18 protein-coding genes are annotated in these 20007 nt (G+C 57.5%); 4 read left to right on the plus strand and 14 right to left on the minus strand.

Annotated elements, in window-relative coordinates:
* Window position 1: 1 nt before the first annotated feature.
* The 5 genes from KW824_RS18250 to KW824_RS18270 form a co-directional block, all read right to left on the minus strand.
* Window positions 2–1672, minus strand: a complete 1671-nt coding sequence (locus tag KW824_RS18250) for an AAA family ATPase (protein ID WP_218410642.1) — start codon at window positions 1670–1672, stop codon at window positions 2–4.
* Entirely contained in the window at window positions 1673–3757 is a 2085-nt protein-coding gene (locus tag KW824_RS21245; protein ID WP_218410644.1) for a Mu transposase C-terminal domain-containing protein, read from the minus strand.
* On the minus strand, window positions 3741–4397 hold the full coding sequence (locus KW824_RS18260) for a TnsA endonuclease N-terminal domain-containing protein (protein ID WP_218410645.1): 657 nt from the start codon (window positions 4395–4397) through the stop codon (window positions 3741–3743). Before KW824_RS18260 ends, KW824_RS21245 begins: the two co-directional genes overlap by 17 nt.
* A 315-nt stretch (window positions 4398–4712) precedes the next feature.
* Entirely contained in the window at window positions 4713–6545 is a 1833-nt protein-coding gene (gene glmS, locus KW824_RS18265; protein ID WP_218410647.1) for a glutamine--fructose-6-phosphate transaminase (isomerizing), read from the minus strand.
* A gap of 56 nt (window positions 6546–6601) precedes the next feature.
* Window positions 6602–7375: a DeoR/GlpR family DNA-binding transcription regulator gene (locus KW824_RS18270; protein ID WP_042650286.1), complete on the minus strand. Its 774-nt coding sequence runs from the start codon at window positions 7373–7375 to the stop codon at window positions 6602–6604.
* Window positions 7376–7498: 123 nt separating this feature from the next.
* Here KW824_RS18270 and blrA point away from each other — a divergent pair, with 123 nt between their 5' ends.
* The 4 genes from blrA (at window position 7499) to creD (ending at window position 12010) form a co-directional block, all read left to right on the plus strand.
* Complete coding sequence (blrA, locus tag KW824_RS18275; RefSeq protein ID WP_171272949.1) at window positions 7499–8173, plus strand: beta-lactam response regulator transcription factor BlrA; 675 nt, start codon at window positions 7499–7501, stop codon at window positions 8171–8173.
* 34 nt (window positions 8174–8207) lie between these two features.
* Complete coding sequence (gene blrB / locus KW824_RS18280; protein WP_218410649.1) at window positions 8208–9629, plus strand: beta-lactam sensor histidine kinase BlrB; 1422 nt, start codon at window positions 8208–8210, stop codon at window positions 9627–9629.
* A gap of 106 nt (window positions 9630–9735) precedes the next feature.
* Window positions 9736–10530: an OXA-427 family carbapenem-hydrolyzing class D beta-lactamase gene (blaOXA, locus tag KW824_RS18285; RefSeq protein ID WP_218410651.1), complete on the plus strand. Its 795-nt coding sequence runs from the start codon at window positions 9736–9738 to the stop codon at window positions 10528–10530.
* Window positions 10531–10648: 118 nt separating this feature from the next.
* A complete protein-coding gene (gene creD / locus KW824_RS18290) occupies window positions 10649–12010 on the plus strand; it encodes a cell envelope integrity protein CreD (protein ID WP_218410653.1) in 1362 nt (453 codons plus the stop codon).
* 50 nt (window positions 12011–12060) lie between these two features.
* On the opposite strand, the gene glmU is transcribed toward creD, so the two are convergent.
* The 9 genes from glmU to atpB form a co-directional block, all read right to left on the minus strand.
* A complete protein-coding gene (glmU, locus tag KW824_RS18295) occupies window positions 12061–13422 on the minus strand; it encodes a bifunctional UDP-N-acetylglucosamine diphosphorylase/glucosamine-1-phosphate N-acetyltransferase GlmU (RefSeq protein WP_218410655.1) in 1362 nt (453 codons plus the stop codon).
* A 93-nt stretch (window positions 13423–13515) separates the two neighbouring features.
* Window positions 13516–13944, minus strand: coding sequence for a F0F1 ATP synthase subunit epsilon (locus KW824_RS18300; RefSeq protein WP_025328862.1), 429 nt, complete (start codon window positions 13942–13944; stop codon window positions 13516–13518).
* 18 nt (window positions 13945–13962) lie between these two features.
* The gene (gene atpD / locus KW824_RS18305) at window positions 13963–15351 is read right to left on the minus strand and encodes a F0F1 ATP synthase subunit beta (RefSeq protein WP_041206630.1); all 1389 of its coding nucleotides are present in this window, start codon (window positions 15349–15351) and stop codon (window positions 13963–13965) included.
* Window positions 15352–15384: 33 nt separating this feature from the next.
* A complete protein-coding gene (gene atpG / locus KW824_RS18310) occupies window positions 15385–16251 on the minus strand; it encodes a F0F1 ATP synthase subunit gamma (protein WP_041206629.1) in 867 nt (288 codons plus the stop codon).
* Window positions 16252–16293: 42 nt separating this feature from the next.
* Entirely contained in the window at window positions 16294–17835 is a 1542-nt protein-coding gene (atpA, locus tag KW824_RS18315) for a F0F1 ATP synthase subunit alpha (protein ID WP_005326253.1), read from the minus strand.
* A gap of 15 nt (window positions 17836–17850) precedes the next feature.
* Entirely contained in the window at window positions 17851–18384 is a 534-nt protein-coding gene (atpH, locus tag KW824_RS18320) for a F0F1 ATP synthase subunit delta (RefSeq protein WP_043132405.1), read from the minus strand.
* A 13-nt stretch (window positions 18385–18397) separates the two neighbouring features.
* Complete coding sequence (atpF, locus tag KW824_RS18325; protein ID WP_041206628.1) at window positions 18398–18868, minus strand: F0F1 ATP synthase subunit B; 471 nt, start codon at window positions 18866–18868, stop codon at window positions 18398–18400.
* A gap of 54 nt (window positions 18869–18922) precedes the next feature.
* Entirely contained in the window at window positions 18923–19165 is a 243-nt protein-coding gene (gene atpE, locus KW824_RS18330) for a F0F1 ATP synthase subunit C (RefSeq protein ID WP_005307205.1), read from the minus strand.
* Window positions 19166–19223: 58 nt separating this feature from the next.
* Window positions 19224–20006, minus strand: coding sequence for a F0F1 ATP synthase subunit A (gene atpB / locus KW824_RS18335; RefSeq protein WP_025328868.1), 783 nt, complete (start codon window positions 20004–20006; stop codon window positions 19224–19226).
* Window position 20007: the final 1 nt, after the last annotated feature.

Genomic DNA, 20007 nt, shown 5'->3' on the forward strand with positions numbered 1-20007 from the left:
GCTAACCCATCCTTCTCAACCAATCACCTACATCGAAGGTGAGCCCCGCTTTCTTGAATGCAGGGTAGAGGAGATTGCCCTTGCCACACTGGGAAAATTTGAAACGCAGGTCATCAGAGTGCAGCGTGTGCCACTCCTTCTGCCCAATGCCAGCAAGTTTGGGCTTAGTCTTTTTCTCTGGCTTCTCATCCGGGTTGTACCACTCAAGAACAATGGGCATCAACTCTCTGACGGACAGATTCGGATAGGAGCTAAAAGCACGTTCAATCAACGGCACAATCAGTTCTGAATGGCAGTCCATCCCCACAAGCAGGTTATGCAAGCGGATGGCCTGATCATTGCCATCATAACGATTCTGATGTGAATCCTGAGAAGCTTTTGCCTCATCAATCTTGGCACTCAGCACCAGGATCTTTTTGTCTATGTCCGGGATGCTCAGATCCGAATATCTGGCGATTAACTCAGGGTCTCTGGAGCGTAACGCTGCCAACATGGCATGAACTGGCTTGAGCTCATCCTCGTAAACCTGTCGTAATAACTGAGGGGTGATCCGTTCAATACGGGTGGCAATGGCACGTAACTGGGCAAGAACAAAGAGTTTTACCACTATGTCCAACACCCCTTGGGACAGATCAAACCAGCAATCCCGTACCTCATCGGACAAGCTTTCCTCTCGTCGTTGCAGCCATTGGTACTGCCAAAGCTTATCGGTGAAGGCCATCCACTCTGTAAGTTTGAGCTGGTTGGTTTCCGGATCCACAGTGGGCTTGGTTGCCTGCATCGGCTCCCAGAGCAATGACCCAAAACCGGCTCCGCGCCTTGCCGATCTCAAATCCATTTCAAAGATAGGTCTCGCCTTGGGTGTGCCAACCATGACAACAGGCAAGCCGATCACATTCACCAACGTCACGAAGAAGTTGAGCATCTTCTCCACCCCGCCGGAGCGGCTCATGCTCAGATGCTGAATCTCATCAATGACCAGCACCCCAATTGCATGCACATTGGCAATTTGGCTCATCAAGGCCATCAGTGTCTCAACACTATGGCGCTTGAGTGCATACTTGCGTTCATAGTCGGTATGCAGCACCGCATCGATAGCCCTGAAAAAGTGATGACACAGGCTTTTCAGTGAACCATCATGGGGGCAATCCAGCTTCAGGTAGACGATCTGGGTAAAGTTGTATTGCTCGTGGTAGATGACCTGAGGGTAGGTTGCCAATATCCGGTTGATAGTGCTGCTTTTTCCAGAACCAGAGCACCCGATCAGAGACAGGCTGCGAGCGGTCGATTTAACCTGCTCGAACCGAAAAACATCCAGCTCGCCAGACATGACCCGCTCATAACCATTTTGCAGATGTGCATTCAAAGAACCATCACTAAGATTACGTCCGACATATCCCTGCCGGAGCATGATGGATAATTTGGACTCTAACTGTAAATGGCGGCTTATTGGTTGAAAAAAGTCATCCAGTAACTGGGATATCACATGAACACGCCAAGGGCCGTCAACATAGATATCCTTTAGATCAAACTTGATGGAACCGCTTAACCCCTGCTTTATCTGCTGTGTGGTCATGATAGGTGGCAACGCCTCTATCAGCGGATTACCACGGTACTGTTCTATGCCTGGGTCGTTGTAGACGGCCTTGGCCATATTGGCTGGTAATACCATCTAGTCGTCCTTGAAGAGCTCGTCGATATAATCCGGATACTTATAGTCATCCGTACCTGGAGAAAGAGGTATCACGGTTGCAGGCACAGTTGATGGCTCGGATGTTGTGACAGGCTCAGCGCATTTTCTCTCTTCGTCCTTCGCCTTGGCTCGATTACCCCTGATAGCAGCAATACGCTGACGATCTGACGCTTCCGATGAGCCTTCAGCTTTAACCTGGGCTTTCGCTTGCTTAATTTTTGAGTCAATCAGCTCATCAACTCTTCGCTTTTCACGATCAGCAACCAGCTTACCCTCTGCCACAACAACCTTCTGTTGCTTGGTTATCAACCATACATCCCATAAAGAACAACCTCGAAACTCTCGGGAGCGCTCGGTCAACCCACAGACCCAATATTCCGCACTGTTTTTTCGAGGAAGCAAATAAACCATATCAGCAACAGACGGGTCATAAGCAACCTCTACTGATTCAGGCCTGGAGACATCCTTACCCCTATGCAACCACCCCATTTTCAGAATTTCTTGGCAGGTGTAATACACACCAAAGACGCGGAGCCCCAGAGGAGAGATAGTCGCCTGAGTTCTCGGCAGCAAACTGACCCGGAGAGCGTCCTCAGGAACCATCCGTAACCGCCCTGACCTATGCTGCAATCCCCAGTTCCATAGTGATAATGGCGTCATCGGCAAATCGGTAGGCATATCGATATCTCGATCATAGGTTTCCAACACATGGTATCGGTTGTGAAACAAGATGGCCGACAGAATGATGGATGTGAACTCATGGATATTCAGCATCGCATCCAACCGGTAATCCTTTCCTCCCCGTTTCTTTATGGTGGTGCCAGACACAACTCCGGGAGCAAAAGGCTTAAATACCGCCTGTATGGTTCTGAAAAAACGCTCGACTATGCCTTTGCAATCACCTCTAAAAGGAGGGGTATTCTCAATCCGAGTAGAGAAGCTTTTTTCCAGAGATTCGATCTGACAACCCAGCAATTCTCCCCGATCAGCCAATATGGCATCAGGGATACCTGCAACCGGCCAGTCAGATTCATCAATCTCTATACCAAACTGTTGGCAAAACTTGATCTTGTCAGTCATCGCCATAGACAGAGTCTGCATTGCTGCCACATAGGAGGGATTCTCAAAACCGATGTAAAAACCGGCTACCATGCGGCTAAACACATCAATGACCATATAGACAATCGGGCGACCAACTATGTTTTGTCGATCACTATCAGAAACCAGATAGATATCAGCTATCGTTGCATCAATCTCATATCGGGACCCTGGACCGAGAGCTTGCGTGTTCGCTGTTGCCAGTAACGGCCTGACATCCTTGTTGTAATCTATCTTGCTGATTCTTTTCTTCAGTTTTTCAACCTGAGAGTATTCCCTCTTGAAGAAGTGTTTCATCTGCCAAATAGTAGGAAACTCCGATTCAGGAACACCAGGGTTATAGTTTTGATACATCCCTTTGAAACGATTGTGAGTTTCAACGAACGATTTACCATTGTTGAGCAGATAGTGTTTTTCTATAGCAGTACGAAAAAGTCGTTCTATATGCTCATCAACGATGACTCCGGCACCCGTCACCATCAGTCTGGGACGACCAAGTTTTCCACCCTTTGATACCCTCTTCTTGCCCCTCGCGCCTGAGTTTTTATAATCAGGTAAAAGAGCATTCGGCGTCTGCCCCCGTTGCCAATAACGTCGGATGAGCCGATAAAGATTTTTTTTGGTTGTAGCCTGTGTGGCAATAATTTTATTTACAACCCTGTTCCTTGCTCTAGGATACATGCACTCCGGATTGGATATTAGGGGTTGAATAAGTTGATAATTTTTATCACGCAGCTCTCCTGCCTTTGTCCCTTCATCAGGCTGTGCATAGTAAAGCTTGGCATAGGGGTCTTCGATCCGCTGCAACACTTCGTTATCGATAGCGTCTAGCAATACCTGTCGCGCGATCACGGAAGGAAAAGCAGCCTCGTCATCCAGAGAAATCCAGACTATTTCATCCAGCTGTTCAGCAAGAATGCGGTAGGTAATCCCTTCAACGCTGATAACTTCATTGATTCGAAACACGTAACGCCCCCGACATCGCCTCAATATTCTCCAACTGCAAATCCCCGGCTTTCAACTTGGTCACTGGCGTCAAGATGTCGAACAGAAACCAGCGCTGAGCCAGCAGCTGTCTAATCTCCAACAATGATTGCCCCATGGGTTGCTGGTAGGCCGTATCCAGCTGTTTGGCCATCTCAATTACGCTTCTCTCTGGATCATTCTGAAAGTGATGCTGATAGAACGCCGCTCGCTCCACCAGGACATCAATTTCTATCTCATCCCGTTGTGCCGGATAGAGCCAACTGATGTTTTTCGTAACCACGCTGGGAATGTCCTTCTCCGTGATTAGCCACCAAGGAATTCCTTTTTGTAACCAATAGCGTCGTTCCAGCTCCAATTTCTCAATGGTTCTGGTATCACTCAGTGCTTCAGCATACTTGGCTTGCAATGCGAATTTGGGTTGACTGGTGTCTGTGGTGTTGACGAGAAAATCTGAACTCATCACTTGGAGAACGCCGCGAACGGATGGGTGATCTATCCCGGACTCCAAAGCCAGTGCCTTGGTATCTTCCAACCGAAGAGGAAATTGCTCACGAATATCTACCGTTGAACGACTCCACTCCAAAAGCAAGAATACGGCCAACTCCAGATCTGACAGCAAATGGTGGGTTCGTTGCGATTTATGGCCAAAGACACGATGTGAACGACCTTGAGAGGATAGGTCTCTAACGGTTAACCATGGTTTGTAATCAGAACCATGACCACTACCTCTCCCTTCACGTAGCCACTTCTGATTCTGCAACTCGGTATTGACGTACTTTTTCCCAGCTATGAAAAAACCGCCCAGCCATTGCTCATAAATTAAGCTTAGCTAGGGCGGCTTTGGTATTCAACTTTATTACTTAGTATCCAACTATATTACCCGGTATCCAACTTTATTACTCGAATACACTCTTTTTTCATGTCTGACAACGGCTTATTCCACGGTCACGGATTTCGCCAGGTTGCGCGGCTGATCCACGTCGGTGCCCTTGATGAGGGCAACGTGGTAGGAGAGCAGCTGCAACGGCACGGTATAGACGATGGGGGCTATCATCTCTTCCACGTGATTCAGGCTCATCACCCGCATGGTCTCGTCGCTCTTGAAGCCGGCGTCCGCATCGGCGAACACATAGAGGATACCGCCACGGGCGCGCACCTCTTCCACGTTGGACTTGAGCTTCTCCAGCAGATCGTTGTTCGGCGCCACGACGATGATGGGCATCTCGGCATCGATCAGTGCCAGCGGGCCGTGCTTGAGCTCACCGGCGGCATAGGCCTCGGCGTGGATGTAGGAGATCTCCTTGAGTTTGAGCGCACCCTCCATGGCGATGGGGTACTGGCTGCCACGGCCGAGGAACAGGCTGTGGTGCTTGTCGGCAAACTCTTCGGCCAGGGTCTCGATCTGCTTGGCCAGGGCCAGGCTCTCCTTGATGCGCAGCGGCAGGGCCTGCAGCGCCTTGACCAGTTCGGCCTCGGCCTCTGCGCTCAGGTTGCCACGGCAGTGACCGACGGAGGCCACCAGCATCAACAGGCCAGCCAGCTGGGTGGTGAACGCCTTGGTGGAGGCCACGCCAATCTCGGCACCGGCCCGGGTCATAAAGGCCAGGTCGGATTCGCGTACCAGGGAGGAGCCCGGCACGTTGCAGATGGCCAGGGAGCTCATGTAACCGGACTCCTTGGCCAGACGCAGGGCCGCCAGGGTGTCGGCGGTCTCGCCGCTCTGGGAGAGGGTCACCAGCAGGCTGTTGGGGCGCACCACGGACTTGCGATAGCGGAACTCGGAGGCGATCTCCACGTCGCAGGAGACGCCGGCGATTTCCTCGAACCAGTAGCGGGCCACCATGCCGGAGTTGTAGGAGGTGCCGCAGGCGACGATCTGGACGTGCTCCACCTTGTCGAAAATGGCACGGGCGCCGTTGCCGAACGACTCGACCACCACGTGATCCGTGCCCAGACGGCCTTCCAGGGTGTTGGTGATGGCCTTGGGCTGCTCGTAGATCTCTTTGAGCATGTAGTGGCGGTACTCGCCCTTGTCACCGGCGTCGTGGGAGAGCTCGGACTCCAACTCCTCGCGTACCACGGCGTTGCCATTGGTATCGAAGATGTGCACGTCGCGACGGGTCACCTCGGCCACATCACCCTCTTCCAGGAAGATGAAGCGGCGGGTCACCGGCAGCAGGGCCATCTGATCGGAGGCGATGAAGTTCTCGCCGATGCCACGACCTATCACCAGGGGGGAGCCGGAGCGGGCTACCACCACGCGGCTGTCGTCACGGCTGTCCATCACCACGGTGCCATAGGCACCGCGCAACTGCTTCACCGTGACTTGCATGGCCGCCAGCAGGCTGGGGGCGGATTTCAGCTCGTGGTGAACCAGGTGGGCGATCACCTCGGTGTCGGTGTCGGAACTGAACTCGTAGCCCATGCCTTGCAGCTGGCTGCGAAGCTCTTCGTGGTTCTCTATGATGCCGTTGTGCACCACGACGATATGCTCGGAGACGTGGGGGTGGGCATTGCGCTCGGAGGGCTCGCCGTGGGTCGCCCAGCGGGTGTGGGCAATGCCGGTGCCGCCATGGACGGACTGCTCTTCCAGCGCCTTGGCCAGCTCGGCCACCTTGCCCAGACGGCGCACTCGCTGCAGCGGCCGATCGGCGCTGAACACCGCCACACCGGCGGAGTCATAGCCGCGGTATTCCAGACGGCGCAGGCCTTCTACCAGGATTTCAGCCACATCACGTTGGGCGACGGCCCCGACGATGCCACACATAGACTTCTCCTCAAGAGGTAAAAACGGAAATTCGTTTGGATAGTTGGATGTTTGGGTTAAACCGCCACGGGAGCGCAAATCAGCGCGATCCCCCTGGCCTGGATCTGTGCTCTGGCCTCGCTGGCCAGCCCCTCGTCGGTCACCAGGGTATGGATGCTCGACCAGGGCAGTTCGAGATTGGGGATCTTCCGGCCTATCTTCTCCGACTCGACCATGACGATGACCTCGCGGGACACCTCGGCCATCACCCTGGAGAGGCCCACCAGCTCGTTGAAGGTGGTGGTACCCCGCTCCGGGTCTATGCCGTCGGCGCCGATGAACAGCTGGTCGAAGTCATAGGAGCGCAACACCTGTTCCGCCACCTGACCCTGGAAGGATTCGGAGTGGGGATCCCAGGTGCCGCCGGTCATCAGCAAGGTGGGCTCGTTCTCCAGCTCGCGCAGGGCGCCGGCCACGTTGAGGGAGTTGGTCATCACGATGAGGCCGCGCTTGCTGCCCAACATGGGGATCATGGCGCTGGTGGTGCTGCCGCTGTCGATGATGACGCGGTTGTGATCGCGGATGCGCTCGGCGGCGGCACGGGCGATGGCCAGCTTTCGTTTCGAAACTTGATCCGGATTACTGTCCACCACCATCTCGCTCGGCAGGGGCACGGCACCACCGTAACGACGCAGCAGCAGACCACCGGTCTCCAGCACGGCCAGATCCTTGCGGATGGTCACTTCCGAGGTGGAGAAGTGCTTGGCCAGGGCATCGACGCTGACTTCGCCCTGTTCCTGCACCAGGGTCACTATGGTGTGACGGCGCTGTTGAGTGTTGCGTTTGGTCATCTTAAAGTTTCGATTCGAAATAATGGCGAAATATTAATACCTTTTTGGGAAAAATCAAACGGCAAATAGGATCCGATTTGGTTCGATGCCAGAATGGTCAGGCCGATTTGTGACGAGGACGCCATGCAAAAACGAGTCATCTGGCTGGTGGAAGATGAGGCCAGCATCGCCGACACCCTGATCTATGCCCTGCAGACCGATGGTTTCGAGGTGGAGTGGTTCCCCCTCGGGCAGCCGTTGCTGGCGCGACTGGAACGGTCGCGCCCGGACTTTCTGATCCTGGATGTGGGGTTGCCGGACATCAGCGGCTTCGAGCTGTGCAAGCAGGTGCGGGCGCTGACCGACATCCCCCTGATGTTTCTCACCGCCCGCAGCGAGGAGATAGACAGGTTGATCGGGCTGGAGATAGGGGCCGACGACTACGTGGCCAAGCCCTTCTCGCCGCGGGAGGTGTGCGCCAGGGTGAGGGTGATACTACGCCGCAGCCAGCCCATAATCCCCCAACCGAGCCAATTGCTGGCACTGGACGAGGAGCGGGCCCGCATCTGCTTCCACGGTCAGCCCCTGACCCTCACCCGCTACGAATACCTGCTGCTCAAGACCCTCATGCAGGCGCCGGGCCGGGTCTACTCCCGCCAGCAGCTGATGGACCTGGTGTGGAGCGGGGCCGAAGAGAGCCTGGATCGCACCGTCGACACCCACATCAAGACCCTGCGCGCCAAGCTGCGGGAGCGGGACTCCGAGGCCAATCTGATCCTGACCCACCGCGGGCTGGGCTACAGCCTGGAGCTGGCATGAACTCAGGGTTGCCGGGCACCGGCCGGGGGATCAGATGAGAATCGGATTGCAACTGCTGTGCGGCCTGGTGCTCATCTTCGCCCTGGCCGCCTGGTTTGTGCTGGAGATCTTCGTCGAGGAGATCAAACCCGGGGTGCGCAGCGCCACCGAGGACACCCTGGTGGACATGGCCCAGTTGCTGGCGCCCCTGGCCCTGGACGATCTGCAGGAGGGGAAGATGGCGGATGGCCGGCTGGCCAGCGCCTTCTCCCGCCTCAACCAGAGCCCCATCAACGCCCTGATCGACGGACACCTCAAACAGCAAGCCGAGTACCGCATCTATGTGGTCGACGCTAAAGGCAAGGTGGTCTATGACTCGGACGGGGTGGATCTGGGCAAGGACTATTCGCGCTGGAACGACGTCTACCGCACCTTGCGCGGCGAATACGGCGCCCGCAGCACCCGCAGCGATCCGGACGATCCCGCCAGCTCGGTGATGCACGTTGCCGCCCCCCTGCGCGAGGGGGAGGAGATCCTGGGCTCTCTCACGGTTGCCAAGCCCAACCGCACCCTGCTGCCCATGATAGAGCGCAGCGAGCACCAGCTATTGCAGGGGGCCGCCCTGCTGCTGTTCATCTCATTGCTCATCGGCACCCTGCTGGTGTGGTGGCTCAACCGCGCCATCGGCAAGCTGGTGCACTACGCCGATGCGGTCAGCCAGGGCCAGCCCGCCAGTCTGCCAAGGCTCCACAGCCCCGAGCTGGACCGGCTCGGTCGATCCCTCGAGACCATGCGCCGCCAGCTGGATGGCAAGGCCTATATCGAAGCCTATGTGCACAGCCTGACCCACGAGCTGAAGAGCCCGCTGGCCGCCATCCGCGGGGCAGGGGAGATCCTCGCCGAGGCACCGCCACCCGAGGTGGCGCGGCGCTTTATCGGCAACATCAATCTGGAGACGGCCCGCATGCAGCAGCTGATCGAGCGCATGCTGCAGCTCGCGCGCCTCGAATCGGGGCCGGGGCTGGACAGACAGGCCGTCGCCCCTGCCACGCTGGGCAGGCGGGCGCTCGATGCCCGCCAGATAGTCGCTGCCCGTCGTCAGGTGGCCCTGGGGGCAGAGCTCGCCGACGCCCCCAGGCAGAAGTGGGATCCCCTGCTGGTGGAGCAGGCGCTGGGCAACCTGCTGGACAACGCCCTCGACTTCTCACCCGCCGGGGGTCACATCCGGCTGAGCGGCGCCATGGAGGAGGGGGGGTACTGCTTCCGGGTACGGGATCAGGGGCCAGGCATTCCGGACTACGCGCTGCCACGCATCTTCGAGCGCTTCTACTCCCTGCCCAGGCCAGACAAGGGCAAGAGCAGCGGCCTCGGGCTCAGCTTTGCCGCCGAGGTGGCCCGCCAGCACGGCGGTCGGTTGACCCTGGACAACCAGCCGGAAGGCGGCGTGCTGGCCGAGCTCTGGTTACCTACCGGCTGAAGGGAACTTCACACCGAACACACAGAACCGGGCTAAGCTGCGCCTCCTCGGATAGGGTCCTGCCCGGACCCGTCTACCCGCGTTCTGATGAATCAAGGAGATGTTCATGTCCCGCATTCTGTTATCCAGCCTGCTTGCCGCCGGTCTCTTCTGCTCCCTGCCCGCCAGCGCCGCCACCGGCTGCATGCTGTTTGCCGATGGTAGCGGCAAGCCCTTCAGTGCCCAGGGTGACTGCGCCAGCCAGCTGCCTCCCGCCTCCACCTTCAAGATCCCGCTGGCGCTGATGGGCTATGACAGCGGCTTCCTGGTGGATGAGCAACTGCCAGCTCTGCCATTCAAAGCCGGTGACCCTGACTTCTTGCCGGAATGGAAGCAGACCACCACCCCGAGCCATTGGATGACCTATTCGGTGATCTGGTACTCCCAACGCCTCACCGAGTGGCTGGGGGCGGCGCGCTTCCAGCAATACGTGGACCGCTTCGACTACGGCAACCGGGATCTCTCGGGCAACCCGGACAAACATGACGGCCTGACCCAGGCCTGGCTCAGTTCCAGCCTTGCCATCAGCCCCCAGGAGCAGGCACGCTTTCTCGGCAAACTGGTGAGCGGCAAGCTGCCGGTCTCCGCCCAGACGCTGCAGCACACGGCCAATATCCTGCGTCAACCCGACATCGATGGCTGGCAGATCCATGGCAAGACCGGCATGGGCTACCCCAAACTGCTGGATGGCAGCCTCGACCGGGATCAGCAGATCGGCTGGTTCGTCGGCTGGGCCAGCAAGCAGGATCAGAAACTCATCTTCGTCCACACCGTCATCCAGAAGCCTGGCAAGCAGTTTGCCTCCCTCAGGGCCAGGGAAGAGGTGTTTGCCGCACTGCCCGAACAGCTGAAGAAACTGTGATGCCAAGACCGGCGCAAGGCGCCGGTTTTTTTATCCCCCTTCACCCCCACTTCACAGGGCCCCATCCCCGCTTCACCCGACCAGGGCACACTCCCGTTCACCAACAAGGAGATGCGCCATGGTCAAACAGATATTCACCCACAAGATCGCCCTGCTGCTGTTGCTCTGCCTGCTGCTGATGATCCCGGTTCACGCCATCATGGATCTGAACCGGGAGCGCCAGGCTTACCGCAGCCAGGCCATCCACAGCATCATGGCCAGCAGCAGCGGGCCACAGCGCTTGCTGGGGCCTGTGCTGGTGCAACCCTATACCCGGGCCGTCACCGTCGAGCAGGATGGCAAGCGCTTCGTGCGCGAGGAGCGGGTCTATCGCTACCTGTTGCCGGACAGGCTGGATGTGCGGGCCAGCATGGAGGTCACCCCGCGTAAGCTCGGCATCTATCAGGCCCAGGTCTATCACGGCCGGCTCTCCCTCTCCGGCCACTTGCCGGCCAGCCTGGCCGACAAGGCATTGGTTGCCGGCAACCCGGACCTGAGCTTCGACGCCGCGGAGCCCGCCCTGATCCCGGGCAAGCCCTACCTCAGCCTGGTGCTGTCCGATGCCCGCGGCATCAGCAGCGTGCCCGAGCTGCAACTGGGGGAGCGGCGCATTCCGTTCACCCCCGGCGCCCTGCTGGGAGACGGTCTGGCCGGCATCCATGCTCCGCTCGACAGCCTGCCCGGGGAAGATGGCCGCTTTCACATCGAGCTGCACCTGCAGGGCATGAACGCGCTTGAGGTGGTGCCGATCGGCCAGGACAGTAGGTTCAACCTGAGTGGCAACTGGCCTCATCCCAACTTCATCGGCGATTTTCTGCCCGGCAGCCGCACCCTGAACGATCAGGGGTTCGACGCCAGCTGGCAGACCAGCTGGTTTGCCACCGACATGGAACGGCGCTTCGCCCGCATGATGAAGGGAGCCGGGGCCGAGTTGCCGACCTTCAGCGTCAGCCTGGTGCAGCCGGTGGATCACTATCAGCTGAACGAGCGGGCCGCCAAGTACGCCCTGCTGTTCATCGGCCTCACCTTCCTCAGCTTCTTCATGTTCGAGCTGCTCCGGGGGCTGCTGGTGCATCCGATCCAGTACGCCCTGGTGGGCATGGGGCTGGCCATCTTCTATCTGGTGTTGCTGGCGCTGACCGAGCACCTCGGCTTTGGCTGGGCTTATCTGGTCGCCAGCCTCGCCAGCGTGTCGCTCAACGGCTTCTACCTCAGCCATGTGCTGGGGGGGCCGCGTCAGGGCCTCGGCTTCGCCGCCCTGCTCGGGCTGGTCTACGCCATACTGTTCGGGCTGCTGCAAGCCGAGGAGATAGCCCTGCTGCTCGGCGCCCTGCTGCTGTTCGCCATACTGGCGCTAATCATGGTGCTAACCCGCAAGCTGGACTGGTATCGGGTGATGGGCAACCCGCCCCCTTCCCCAGCCCCGAGCCAGGAGAGCTGAAAACAAAACCGGCGCCCTGAGGGCGCCGGTTTTATTTCATTGATCGGGCATCACTTCTTCTTGACCGGGCGAGCCCAGTTCTTGATGTGGCGCTGGGGCACCCGGGTGATCACCAGCTCGTGCTCGGCCACATCCTTGGTGATGGTGGAACCCGCTCCCAGGGTCGCTCCCTTGCCGATGCGCACCGGCGCCACCAGCTGGGTATCGGAGCCGACGAAGACGTCATCCTCTATGATGGTCTGGAACTTGTTCACCCCATCGTAGTTGCAGGTGATGGTACCGGCGCCGATATTCACCTTGGCGCCGATGTCCGCATCCCCCAGGTAGGTCAGATGACCACACTTGGAGCCGACCCCCAGACGGGATTTCTTCATCTCGACGAAGTTGCCGACGTGGGCATCCTGCTCCAGCACGGCACCCGGGCGCAGACGGGCGAAGGGGCCGACCGAGCACTGATCCGCCACCAGGGCACCCTCGATGACGGAGTAGGGTTTCACCTCGCTGTGATCACCAATCTCGCAATCCTTCAGCACGGCGCCAGCACCGATACGCACATGGTTGCCGAGCTTGACCTTGCCCTCGATGATGACGTTGACGTCGATCACCACCTCTTCACCGATCTCCAGGGTGCCGCGCAGATCGAAGCGGGCCGGATCGATCAGGGTGACCCCGGCGATCATCAGCTTCTCGGCCTGCATCTGCTGATAGCTGCGCTCGAGGGCCGCCAGCTGGACCCGGTTGTTGGCCCCTTCCACCTCCATGGCGCTGTCCGGGTGGACGGCGGCAATGGGGCAGCCATCCCCATGGGCCATGGCGATCACGTCGGTGAGATAGAACTCTCCCTGGGCGTTCTTGTTGTCCAGACGGGAGAGCCAGCCGCTCAGCTGGGCGCCATTGGCCACCAGTACGCCGGTATTCACCTCGCGGATGGCGAGCTGTTCGGCGTTGGCATCCTTCTGCTCGATGATGCCGACCACCTGGCCGTTTTCCCGCACGATGCGGCCGTAGCCGGTAGGGTTGTCCAGCACCACGGTCAGCAGCGCCATGCCGTCGTCGGCCTTGGCGGCCAGCAGCCGTTGCAGGGTCTCGGGCTGGATCAGCGGGGTATCGCCGTAGAGCACCAGCACGTCGTCTTCATCTTTCCAGAACGGGATCGCCTGGGCGACGGCATGGCCGGTGCCCAGCTGCTGCGCCTGCAACACCCAGTTGAGATCCGGGGCGGCGATCCGCTCCTTCAGCAGCTCGGCGCCGTGGCCATAGACCAGGTGCAGTTGCTCGGCACCTATCTGGCGGGCGGTATCGATCACATGGGACACCATGGGTTTGTTGGCGACAGGGTGCAGCACCTTGGGCAGAACGGAACGCATGCGAGTACCTTTACCCGCAGCCAGGATCACGACGTTGAGAGACATAGCCAGCCTTTGAAACATGAGGAAATACCCGGCGGAGTCTATCCAACGGGCAAAAAAAAAGCGACCCGAAGGTCGCTTTTTACATCACCGTGATTAGCGGTAATTCTTTTTGACGATATCGATAACCCGCAGCTGGGCCATTGCTTTGGCCAGCTCGGCAGACGCCTGAGCATAGTCGATATCACCATGGGAGCTGCTGATCCGCTCTTCGGCACGACGCTTGGCTTCCTGGGCTTTCGCCTCATCCAGGTCATCGGCACGAATGGCGGTATCGGCCAGCACGGTCACGGCTTCGGGTTGTACTTCCAGCATGCCGCCGGAGATGTACAGCACCTCTTCGCTACCATTTTGCTTGATCAAGCGGACCAGGCCCGGCTTGATGGCAGTCAGCAACGGAGCATGACCGTGGCGGAGACCCAGCTCACCCTCGGAGCCTGTTACCTGGGCAGATTGCACACGACCGGAAAACAGTTTCCCTTCGGCGCTCACTACATCCAGGTGAAATGAGATCATCTCAGCCATGGGCCCTCCTATCGAGGCTTACAGTTTCTTGGCTTTCTCGACGACTTCGTCGATACCGCCAACCATGTAGAACGCCTGCTCGGGCAGATCGTCATACTCGCCTTTCAGGATGCCCTGGAAACCGCGAATGGTCTCTTTCAGCGGCACGTACTTACCTGAAGAACCGGTAAATACTTCGGCCACGAAGAACGGCTGGGACAGGAAACGCTCGATCTTACGGGCACGGGATACGGTCAGTTTGTCTTCTTCTGACAGTTCATCCATACCCAGGATGGCGATGATGTCCTTCAGCTCCTTGTAGCGCTGCAGCACGATCTGCACACCACGAGCGGTCTCGTAGTGATCCTTGCCAACCACCAGCGGATCCAGCTGACGGGAGGTGGAGTCCAGCGGGTCAACGGCCGGGTAGATACCCAGTGCCGCGATCTGACGGGACAGAACGATGGTCGCATCCAGGTGGGCGAAGGTGGTCGCCGGAGACGGGTCGGTCAAGTCATCCGCAGGCACGTAAACGGCCTGGACTGAGGTGATGGAACCGGTCTTGGTGGAGGTGATACGTTCTTGCAGAACACCCATCTCCTCGGCCAGGGTCGGCTGGTAACCTACTGCAGAAGGCATACGGCCCAGCAGTGCGGATACTTCAGTACCGGCCAGGGTGTAACGGTAGATGTTGTCCACGAAGAACAACACGTCACGACCCTCGTCACGGAACTTCTCGGCCATGGTCAGACCGGTCAGCGCGACGCGCAGACGGTTTCCGGGCGGCTCGTTCATCTGACCGTATACCAGAGATACTTTGTCCAGTACGTTGGACTCCATCATCTCGTGGTAGAAGTCGTTACCCTCACGGGTACGCTCACCCACACCGGCGAATACAGAGTAACCACTGTGTTCGATCGCGATGTTACGGATCAGCTCCATCATGTTGACGGTCTTGCCTACACCGGCACCACCGAACAGACCGACCTTACCACCCTTGGCGAACGGGCAAACCAGGTCGATAACCTTGATGCCGGTCTCCAGCAGCTCGGCGCTGTTGGACTGATCTTCGTAGCTGGGGGCTTCGCGGTGGATGGACCAACGCTCTTCTTCGCCGATCGGACCCTTCTCGTCGATGGGCTCGCCCAGTACGTTCATGATACGACCCAGGGTCGAGGTACCAACCGGTACCTGGATGGCCTTGCCGCTGTTAACTACTTCCAACCCACGACGCAGACCGTCGGAGGAGCCCATGGTGATGCAACGAACGACGCCGCCGCCGATCTGTTGCTGAACTTCCAGTACCAGACCCTGGCCTTGGCCTTCGCTGATGACTTTCAGTGCATCGTACACCTGGGGCACGGCATTCTGCGGGAACTCGATGTCCACTACAGCGCCGATGATTTGGACGATGAAACCGTTACTCATGTCAAATCCTCTAAACCTTTGATAACCCTTGCCTTACACCGCAGCAGCACCGGATACGATCTCTGTCAGTTCCTGGGTAATACTGGCCTGACGGGCCTTGTTGTACACCAGTTGCAGATCGTTAATCAGGTTGCCGGCGTTGTCAGTCGCGGCTTGCATGGCAACCATTCGGGCTGCCTGTTCACTTGCCAAGTTTTCTACCACACCCTGGTACACCTGGGATTCGACGTAGCGAATCAACAGGGTATCCAGCAGCTGCTTGGGATCAGGCTCATAGAGGTAATCCCAGTGGTGTTTCTTGGCGAGCTTGCTGTCTTCTGTTACGGGCAAAGGCAGCAGTTGATCGACTTTTGGTTGCTGAACCATGGTGTTGACGAACTTGTTGTACACCAGATACAGCCTGTCAATCTCACCGTTGTCGTAAGCCTTCAGCATGACCTTGACTGAACCAATCAGGTCATTGACGCTCGGGTTATCACCCAGTCCGGAGACGTGGGCTTTCACCTTGGCGCCGTGCCGTTCAAAGAAGTTGGAGGCCTTGCTACCGATCAGTGCCAGGTCAACCTTGGCACCTTTCGCGCTCCATTGCTTCATATCGTTGAGGGCAGCTTTGAACAGGTTGATGTTCAGGCCGCCACACAGGCCACGGTCGGTGGAGACGACGATGTAACCCACTCGCTTGACCTCACGTTCGATGAGGTAGGGGTGCTTGTATTCCAAGTTCCCCTGAGCGATATGGCCGATCACCTTGCGCATGGTTTCAGCGTACGGACGGCTGGCAGACATGCGTTCCTGCGCACGGCGCATCTTGCTGGCTGCCACCATTTCCATAGCGCTGGTGATCTTCTGAGTGTTCTTCACACTCCCGATCTTGTTACGTATCTCTTTTGCGCCGGCCATCTCTTCTCTCCATCAGGTGGCAGCTTGCGCTGCCACACACGCTTACCAGGTCTGGGTTGCCTTGAAGCTATCCAGCAACGCAGTCAGCTTGCCAACGATCGCGTCGTTGTAGTCGGCCTTGGCATTGATTTCAGCCATCAGCTCAGCATGCTGGGTATTGGCGTAAGAGAGCAGAGCGGCTTCGAAGTCGACGATCTTGCTCAGTTCGACATCGGCGAGGTAGCCCTTCTCGGCGGCGAACAGCACCAGAGACTGGTGAGCCACGCTCATCGGAGAGTACTGCTTCTGCTTCATCAGCTCGGTCACTTTCTGACCATGATCCAGCTGCTTGCGAGTCGCATCGTCCAGATCGGAAGAGAACTGGGCGAAGGCCGCCAGCTCACGATACTGGGCCAGCGCGGTACGGATACCACCGGACAGCTTCTTGACGATCTTGGTCTGAGCGGCACCGCCCACACGGGATACGGAGATACCCGGGTCAACCGCCGGACGAATACCGGAGTTGAACAGCTGAGTGGTCAGGAAGATCTGGCCATCGGTGATGGAGATCACGTTGGTCGGAACGAACGCAGACACGTCGCCGGCCTGGGTTTCGATGATCGGCAGCGCGGTCAGAGAACCGGTCTGTCCAGTCACGGCACCCTTGGTGAACTTCTCGACGTACTCGACGTTGACGCGGGAAGCACGCTCCAGCAGACGGGAGTGCAGATAGAAGACATCGCCCGGGTAAGCTTCACGTCCTGGCGGACGGCGCAGCAGCAGGGAGATCTGGCGATAAGCTACGGCCTGCTTGGACAGGTCATCATAGATGATCAGCGCGTCTTCACCGCGGTCACGGAAGTACTCACCCATGGAGCAACCGGCATAAGGAGCCAGGTACTGCAGGGCAGCTGCTTCGGAGGCGGAGGCGACGACCACTATGGTGTTGGCCAGGGCGCCGTGCTCTTCCAGCTTGCGCACCACGTTGGCGATGGTAGAGGCCTTCTGGCCAATCGCAACGTAGACGCACTTAATGCCGGAGTCTTTCTGGTTGATGATGGTGTCGATCGCGATGGCGGTCTTACCAACCTGACGGTCACCGATGATCAGCTCACGCTGGCCACGACCGATAGGGATCATGGCATCGATGGCTTTCAGACCGGTCTGGACTGGCTGGTCAACAGACTTACGCTCGATAACGCCCGGGGCAATGACTTCGATCGGCGAGTAGCCGTCGTTGTCTACCGGACCCTTACCGTCGATCGGCTGACCCAGGGTGTTGACCACCCGGCCCAACAGACCACGACCGACCGGCACTTCCAGAATACGGCCGGTACCTTTTACTTTCATCCCTTCAGCCAGGTTGGCATAGGGACCCATAACAACGGCACCAACGGAGTCACGCTCCAGGTTCAATGCCAGAGCAAAGCGGTTACCCGGCAGCTCGATCATTTCACCCTGCATGGCATCGGCCAGACCGTGGATACGAATGATACCGTCGCTCACAGAGACGATGGTACCTTCGTTACGCGCTTCGCTTTTGACATCAAACTGCGCAATGCGCTGCTTGATCAGCTCGGCGATTTCAGTGGAATTCAGTTGCATGCTCTAATACCCCAATCAAGATTGCAGCGCGTCGGCCATGCGATCCAGCTTACCGCGGACCGTGCCGTCGATAACCAGATCACCGGCCTTGATGAGCACCCCGGCCATCAAGGACGCATCTGTGCTGCAATTCAGCTTCACTTTGCGCGCGAGACGTTGTTCCAGAGAAGCCTGAATAGCGGCCTTCTGCTGGTCGGTCAGTTCGATCGCCGAAATCACGTCAGCCTGAACTTCTTTGTCCAGTTCAGCCTTGAGCGCGACATATTCAGCAACGACAGCCGGCAGCACACCCAAGCGACCATTCTCAGCCATCACCCGGATCAGGTTCTGACCATGCTCGTTGAGCTGCTCACCGCAGACACCGACAAACAGGTTTGCCAGTTCTTCGGCGGCCACGGAGCCGTTTACCAGGTTATGGATGGTCTCGTTCTCGGCCACTTGTGCGGCGAAACCGAGCATCTCCAGCCATTGGTCAACCGCCTTGTGCTCAACGGCAAACTCGAAAGCAGCCTTGGCGTAGGGGCGAGCGATTGTAGTCAGTTCAGACATAGCCCCGTTCCCGTTACAGTTCTGCTACCAGTTTGTCGACGATGTCGCTGTTGGCAGCCTGGTCGATTTGGCGTGCCAGGATCTTCTCTGCACCCGCGATGGCAAGAGCAGCAACCTGCTTGCGCAGTTCTTCTTTGGCACGATGACGTTCAGCTTCGATCTCTGCACGGCCCTGAGCCAGGATTTTTTCCCGCTCTGCTTGAGCTCCAACAGCGGCTTCATCAATGATCTGGGCCTTGCGTTTGTTGGCTTGATCGATGATTTCGGCAGCCTGGTGCTTGGCTTCTTTCAGCTGATCGGTGGCGTTGGCCTTGGCCAAATCCAGATCTTTCTTGGCACGCTCGGCAGAAGAGAGACCATCAGCAATTTCTTTCTGACGGGCTTCGATGGCAGCGATCAACGGCGGCCATACGTACTTCATGCAAAACACTACGAAGAAGAAAAAAGCAATTGCTTGGCCGAGGAGGGTGGCGTTGATATTCACAGCCTATGTCCTCTTAAGTTAGTTAATGGGTTATGCCTGGGGAGTCGTAGAGACTTAGCCAGCAACCGCAAACATCACATACAGACCCAGACCAACGGCGATCATCGGGATCGCATCCACCAGACCCATGACGATGAAGAACTGGGTACGCAGAACAGGGATCAGGTCCGGTTGACGAGCAGCACCTTCCAGGAACTTGCCACCCAGGATACCGATACCGATGGAGGCGCCGATAGCCGCCAGACCCATCATCATTGCAGCAGCGATGTACAGCAGGTCCATGTTCAAGTTTTCCATGAGGATCTCCATTTATTTAGATGTAATTGATTGTATAAAAAGGATTATTTGAGTTGCATCAACCATGGTCTTCTTGCGCCATCGACAGATAGACGATGGTCAGAACCATGAAGATAAACGCCTGCAAAGTGATGATCAGGATGTGGAAAATTGCCCAAGGCACGGACAGGATCCACTGTGACCACCAGGGTAACAAACCCGCAATCAGGATAAAGATCAGTTCGCCAGCATACATGTTGCCGAACAGTCGCAGACCCAATGAAACAGGCTTGGAAATCAACGTGACGGTTTCAAGGATGAAGTTAACCGGGATGGCAGCGGGATGGTTGAAAGGCTGAAGCGTCAGCTCCTTCACAAATCCGCTGATACCCTTGACCTTGATGCTGTAGTACAGGATCAAGAAGAACACGCCCAAAGCCATGGACATGGTGATGTTAACGTCAGCAGAGGGAACCACACGCAGATAGGGAACACCCATCAACTGTGCAGCGTGAGGGATAAAGTCAACGGGGATCAGATCCATGAAGTTCATCAGGAAGATCCAGACAAACACTGTCAGTCCCAGCGGTGCGATGACCGGGTTCCGACCATGGAAGATGTCTTTGACGTTACCATTCACAAACTCGACCAGCATCTCCACAAAGCACTGCAGCTTACCGGGCACACCGCTGGTGGCCTTGACGGCTACGCGGCGGAACGACCAGATAAACAGGGCGCCTAGCAAGACGGAAAATATCATGGAATCGATATTCACCGTCCAGAACCCGGACCCGACTTGCAGGTGGGTCAGGTGGTGGGAGATATATCCCTGAGGAGTCAGGACTTCTCCGGTTGCAGACATG

The sequence above is a fragment of the Aeromonas sp. sif0611 genome (genome assembly GCF_019218845.1).
Lineage (GTDB): Bacteria > Pseudomonadota > Gammaproteobacteria > Enterobacterales > Aeromonadaceae > Aeromonas > Aeromonas media.

What these genes read in the sequence shown, in the direction of transcription:
- KW824_RS18250 (WP_218410642.1), bottom strand. Translation starts at nt 1,672, where the DNA reads ATGGTATTACCAGCCAATATGGCCAAGGCCGTCTACAACGACCCAGGC.
- glmS (WP_218410647.1), bottom strand. Translation starts at nt 6,545, where the DNA reads ATGTGTGGCATCGTCGGGGCCGTCGCCCAACGTGATGTGGCTGAAATC.
- KW824_RS18270 (WP_042650286.1), bottom strand. Translation starts at nt 7,375, where the DNA reads ATGACCAAACGCAACACTCAACAGCGCCGTCACACCATAGTGACCCTG.
- blrA (WP_171272949.1), top strand. Translation starts at nt 7,499, where the DNA reads ATGCAAAAACGAGTCATCTGGCTGGTGGAAGATGAGGCCAGCATCGCC.
- blrB (WP_218410649.1), top strand. Translation starts at nt 8,208, where the DNA reads ATGAGAATCGGATTGCAACTGCTGTGCGGCCTGGTGCTCATCTTCGCC.
- blaOXA (WP_218410651.1), top strand. Translation starts at nt 9,736, where the DNA reads ATGTCCCGCATTCTGTTATCCAGCCTGCTTGCCGCCGGTCTCTTCTGC.
- creD (WP_218410653.1), top strand. Translation starts at nt 10,649, where the DNA reads ATGGTCAAACAGATATTCACCCACAAGATCGCCCTGCTGCTGTTGCTC.
- glmU (WP_218410655.1), bottom strand. Translation starts at nt 13,422, where the DNA reads ATGTCTCTCAACGTCGTGATCCTGGCTGCGGGTAAAGGTACTCGCATG.
- KW824_RS18300 (WP_025328862.1), bottom strand. Translation starts at nt 13,944, where the DNA reads ATGGCTGAGATGATCTCATTTCACCTGGATGTAGTGAGCGCCGAAGGG.
- atpD (WP_041206630.1), bottom strand. Translation starts at nt 15,351, where the DNA reads ATGAGTAACGGTTTCATCGTCCAAATCATCGGCGCTGTAGTGGACATC.
- atpG (WP_041206629.1), bottom strand. Translation starts at nt 16,251, where the DNA reads ATGGCCGGCGCAAAAGAGATACGTAACAAGATCGGGAGTGTGAAGAAC.
- atpA (WP_005326253.1), bottom strand. Translation starts at nt 17,835, where the DNA reads ATGCAACTGAATTCCACTGAAATCGCCGAGCTGATCAAGCAGCGCATT.
- atpH (WP_043132405.1), bottom strand. Translation starts at nt 18,384, where the DNA reads ATGTCTGAACTGACTACAATCGCTCGCCCCTACGCCAAGGCTGCTTTC.
- atpE (WP_005307205.1), bottom strand. Translation starts at nt 19,165, where the DNA reads ATGGAAAACTTGAACATGGACCTGCTGTACATCGCTGCTGCAATGATG.
- atpB (WP_025328868.1), bottom strand. Translation starts at nt 20,006, where the DNA reads ATGTCTGCAACCGGAGAAGTCCTGACTCCTCAGGGATATATCTCCCAC.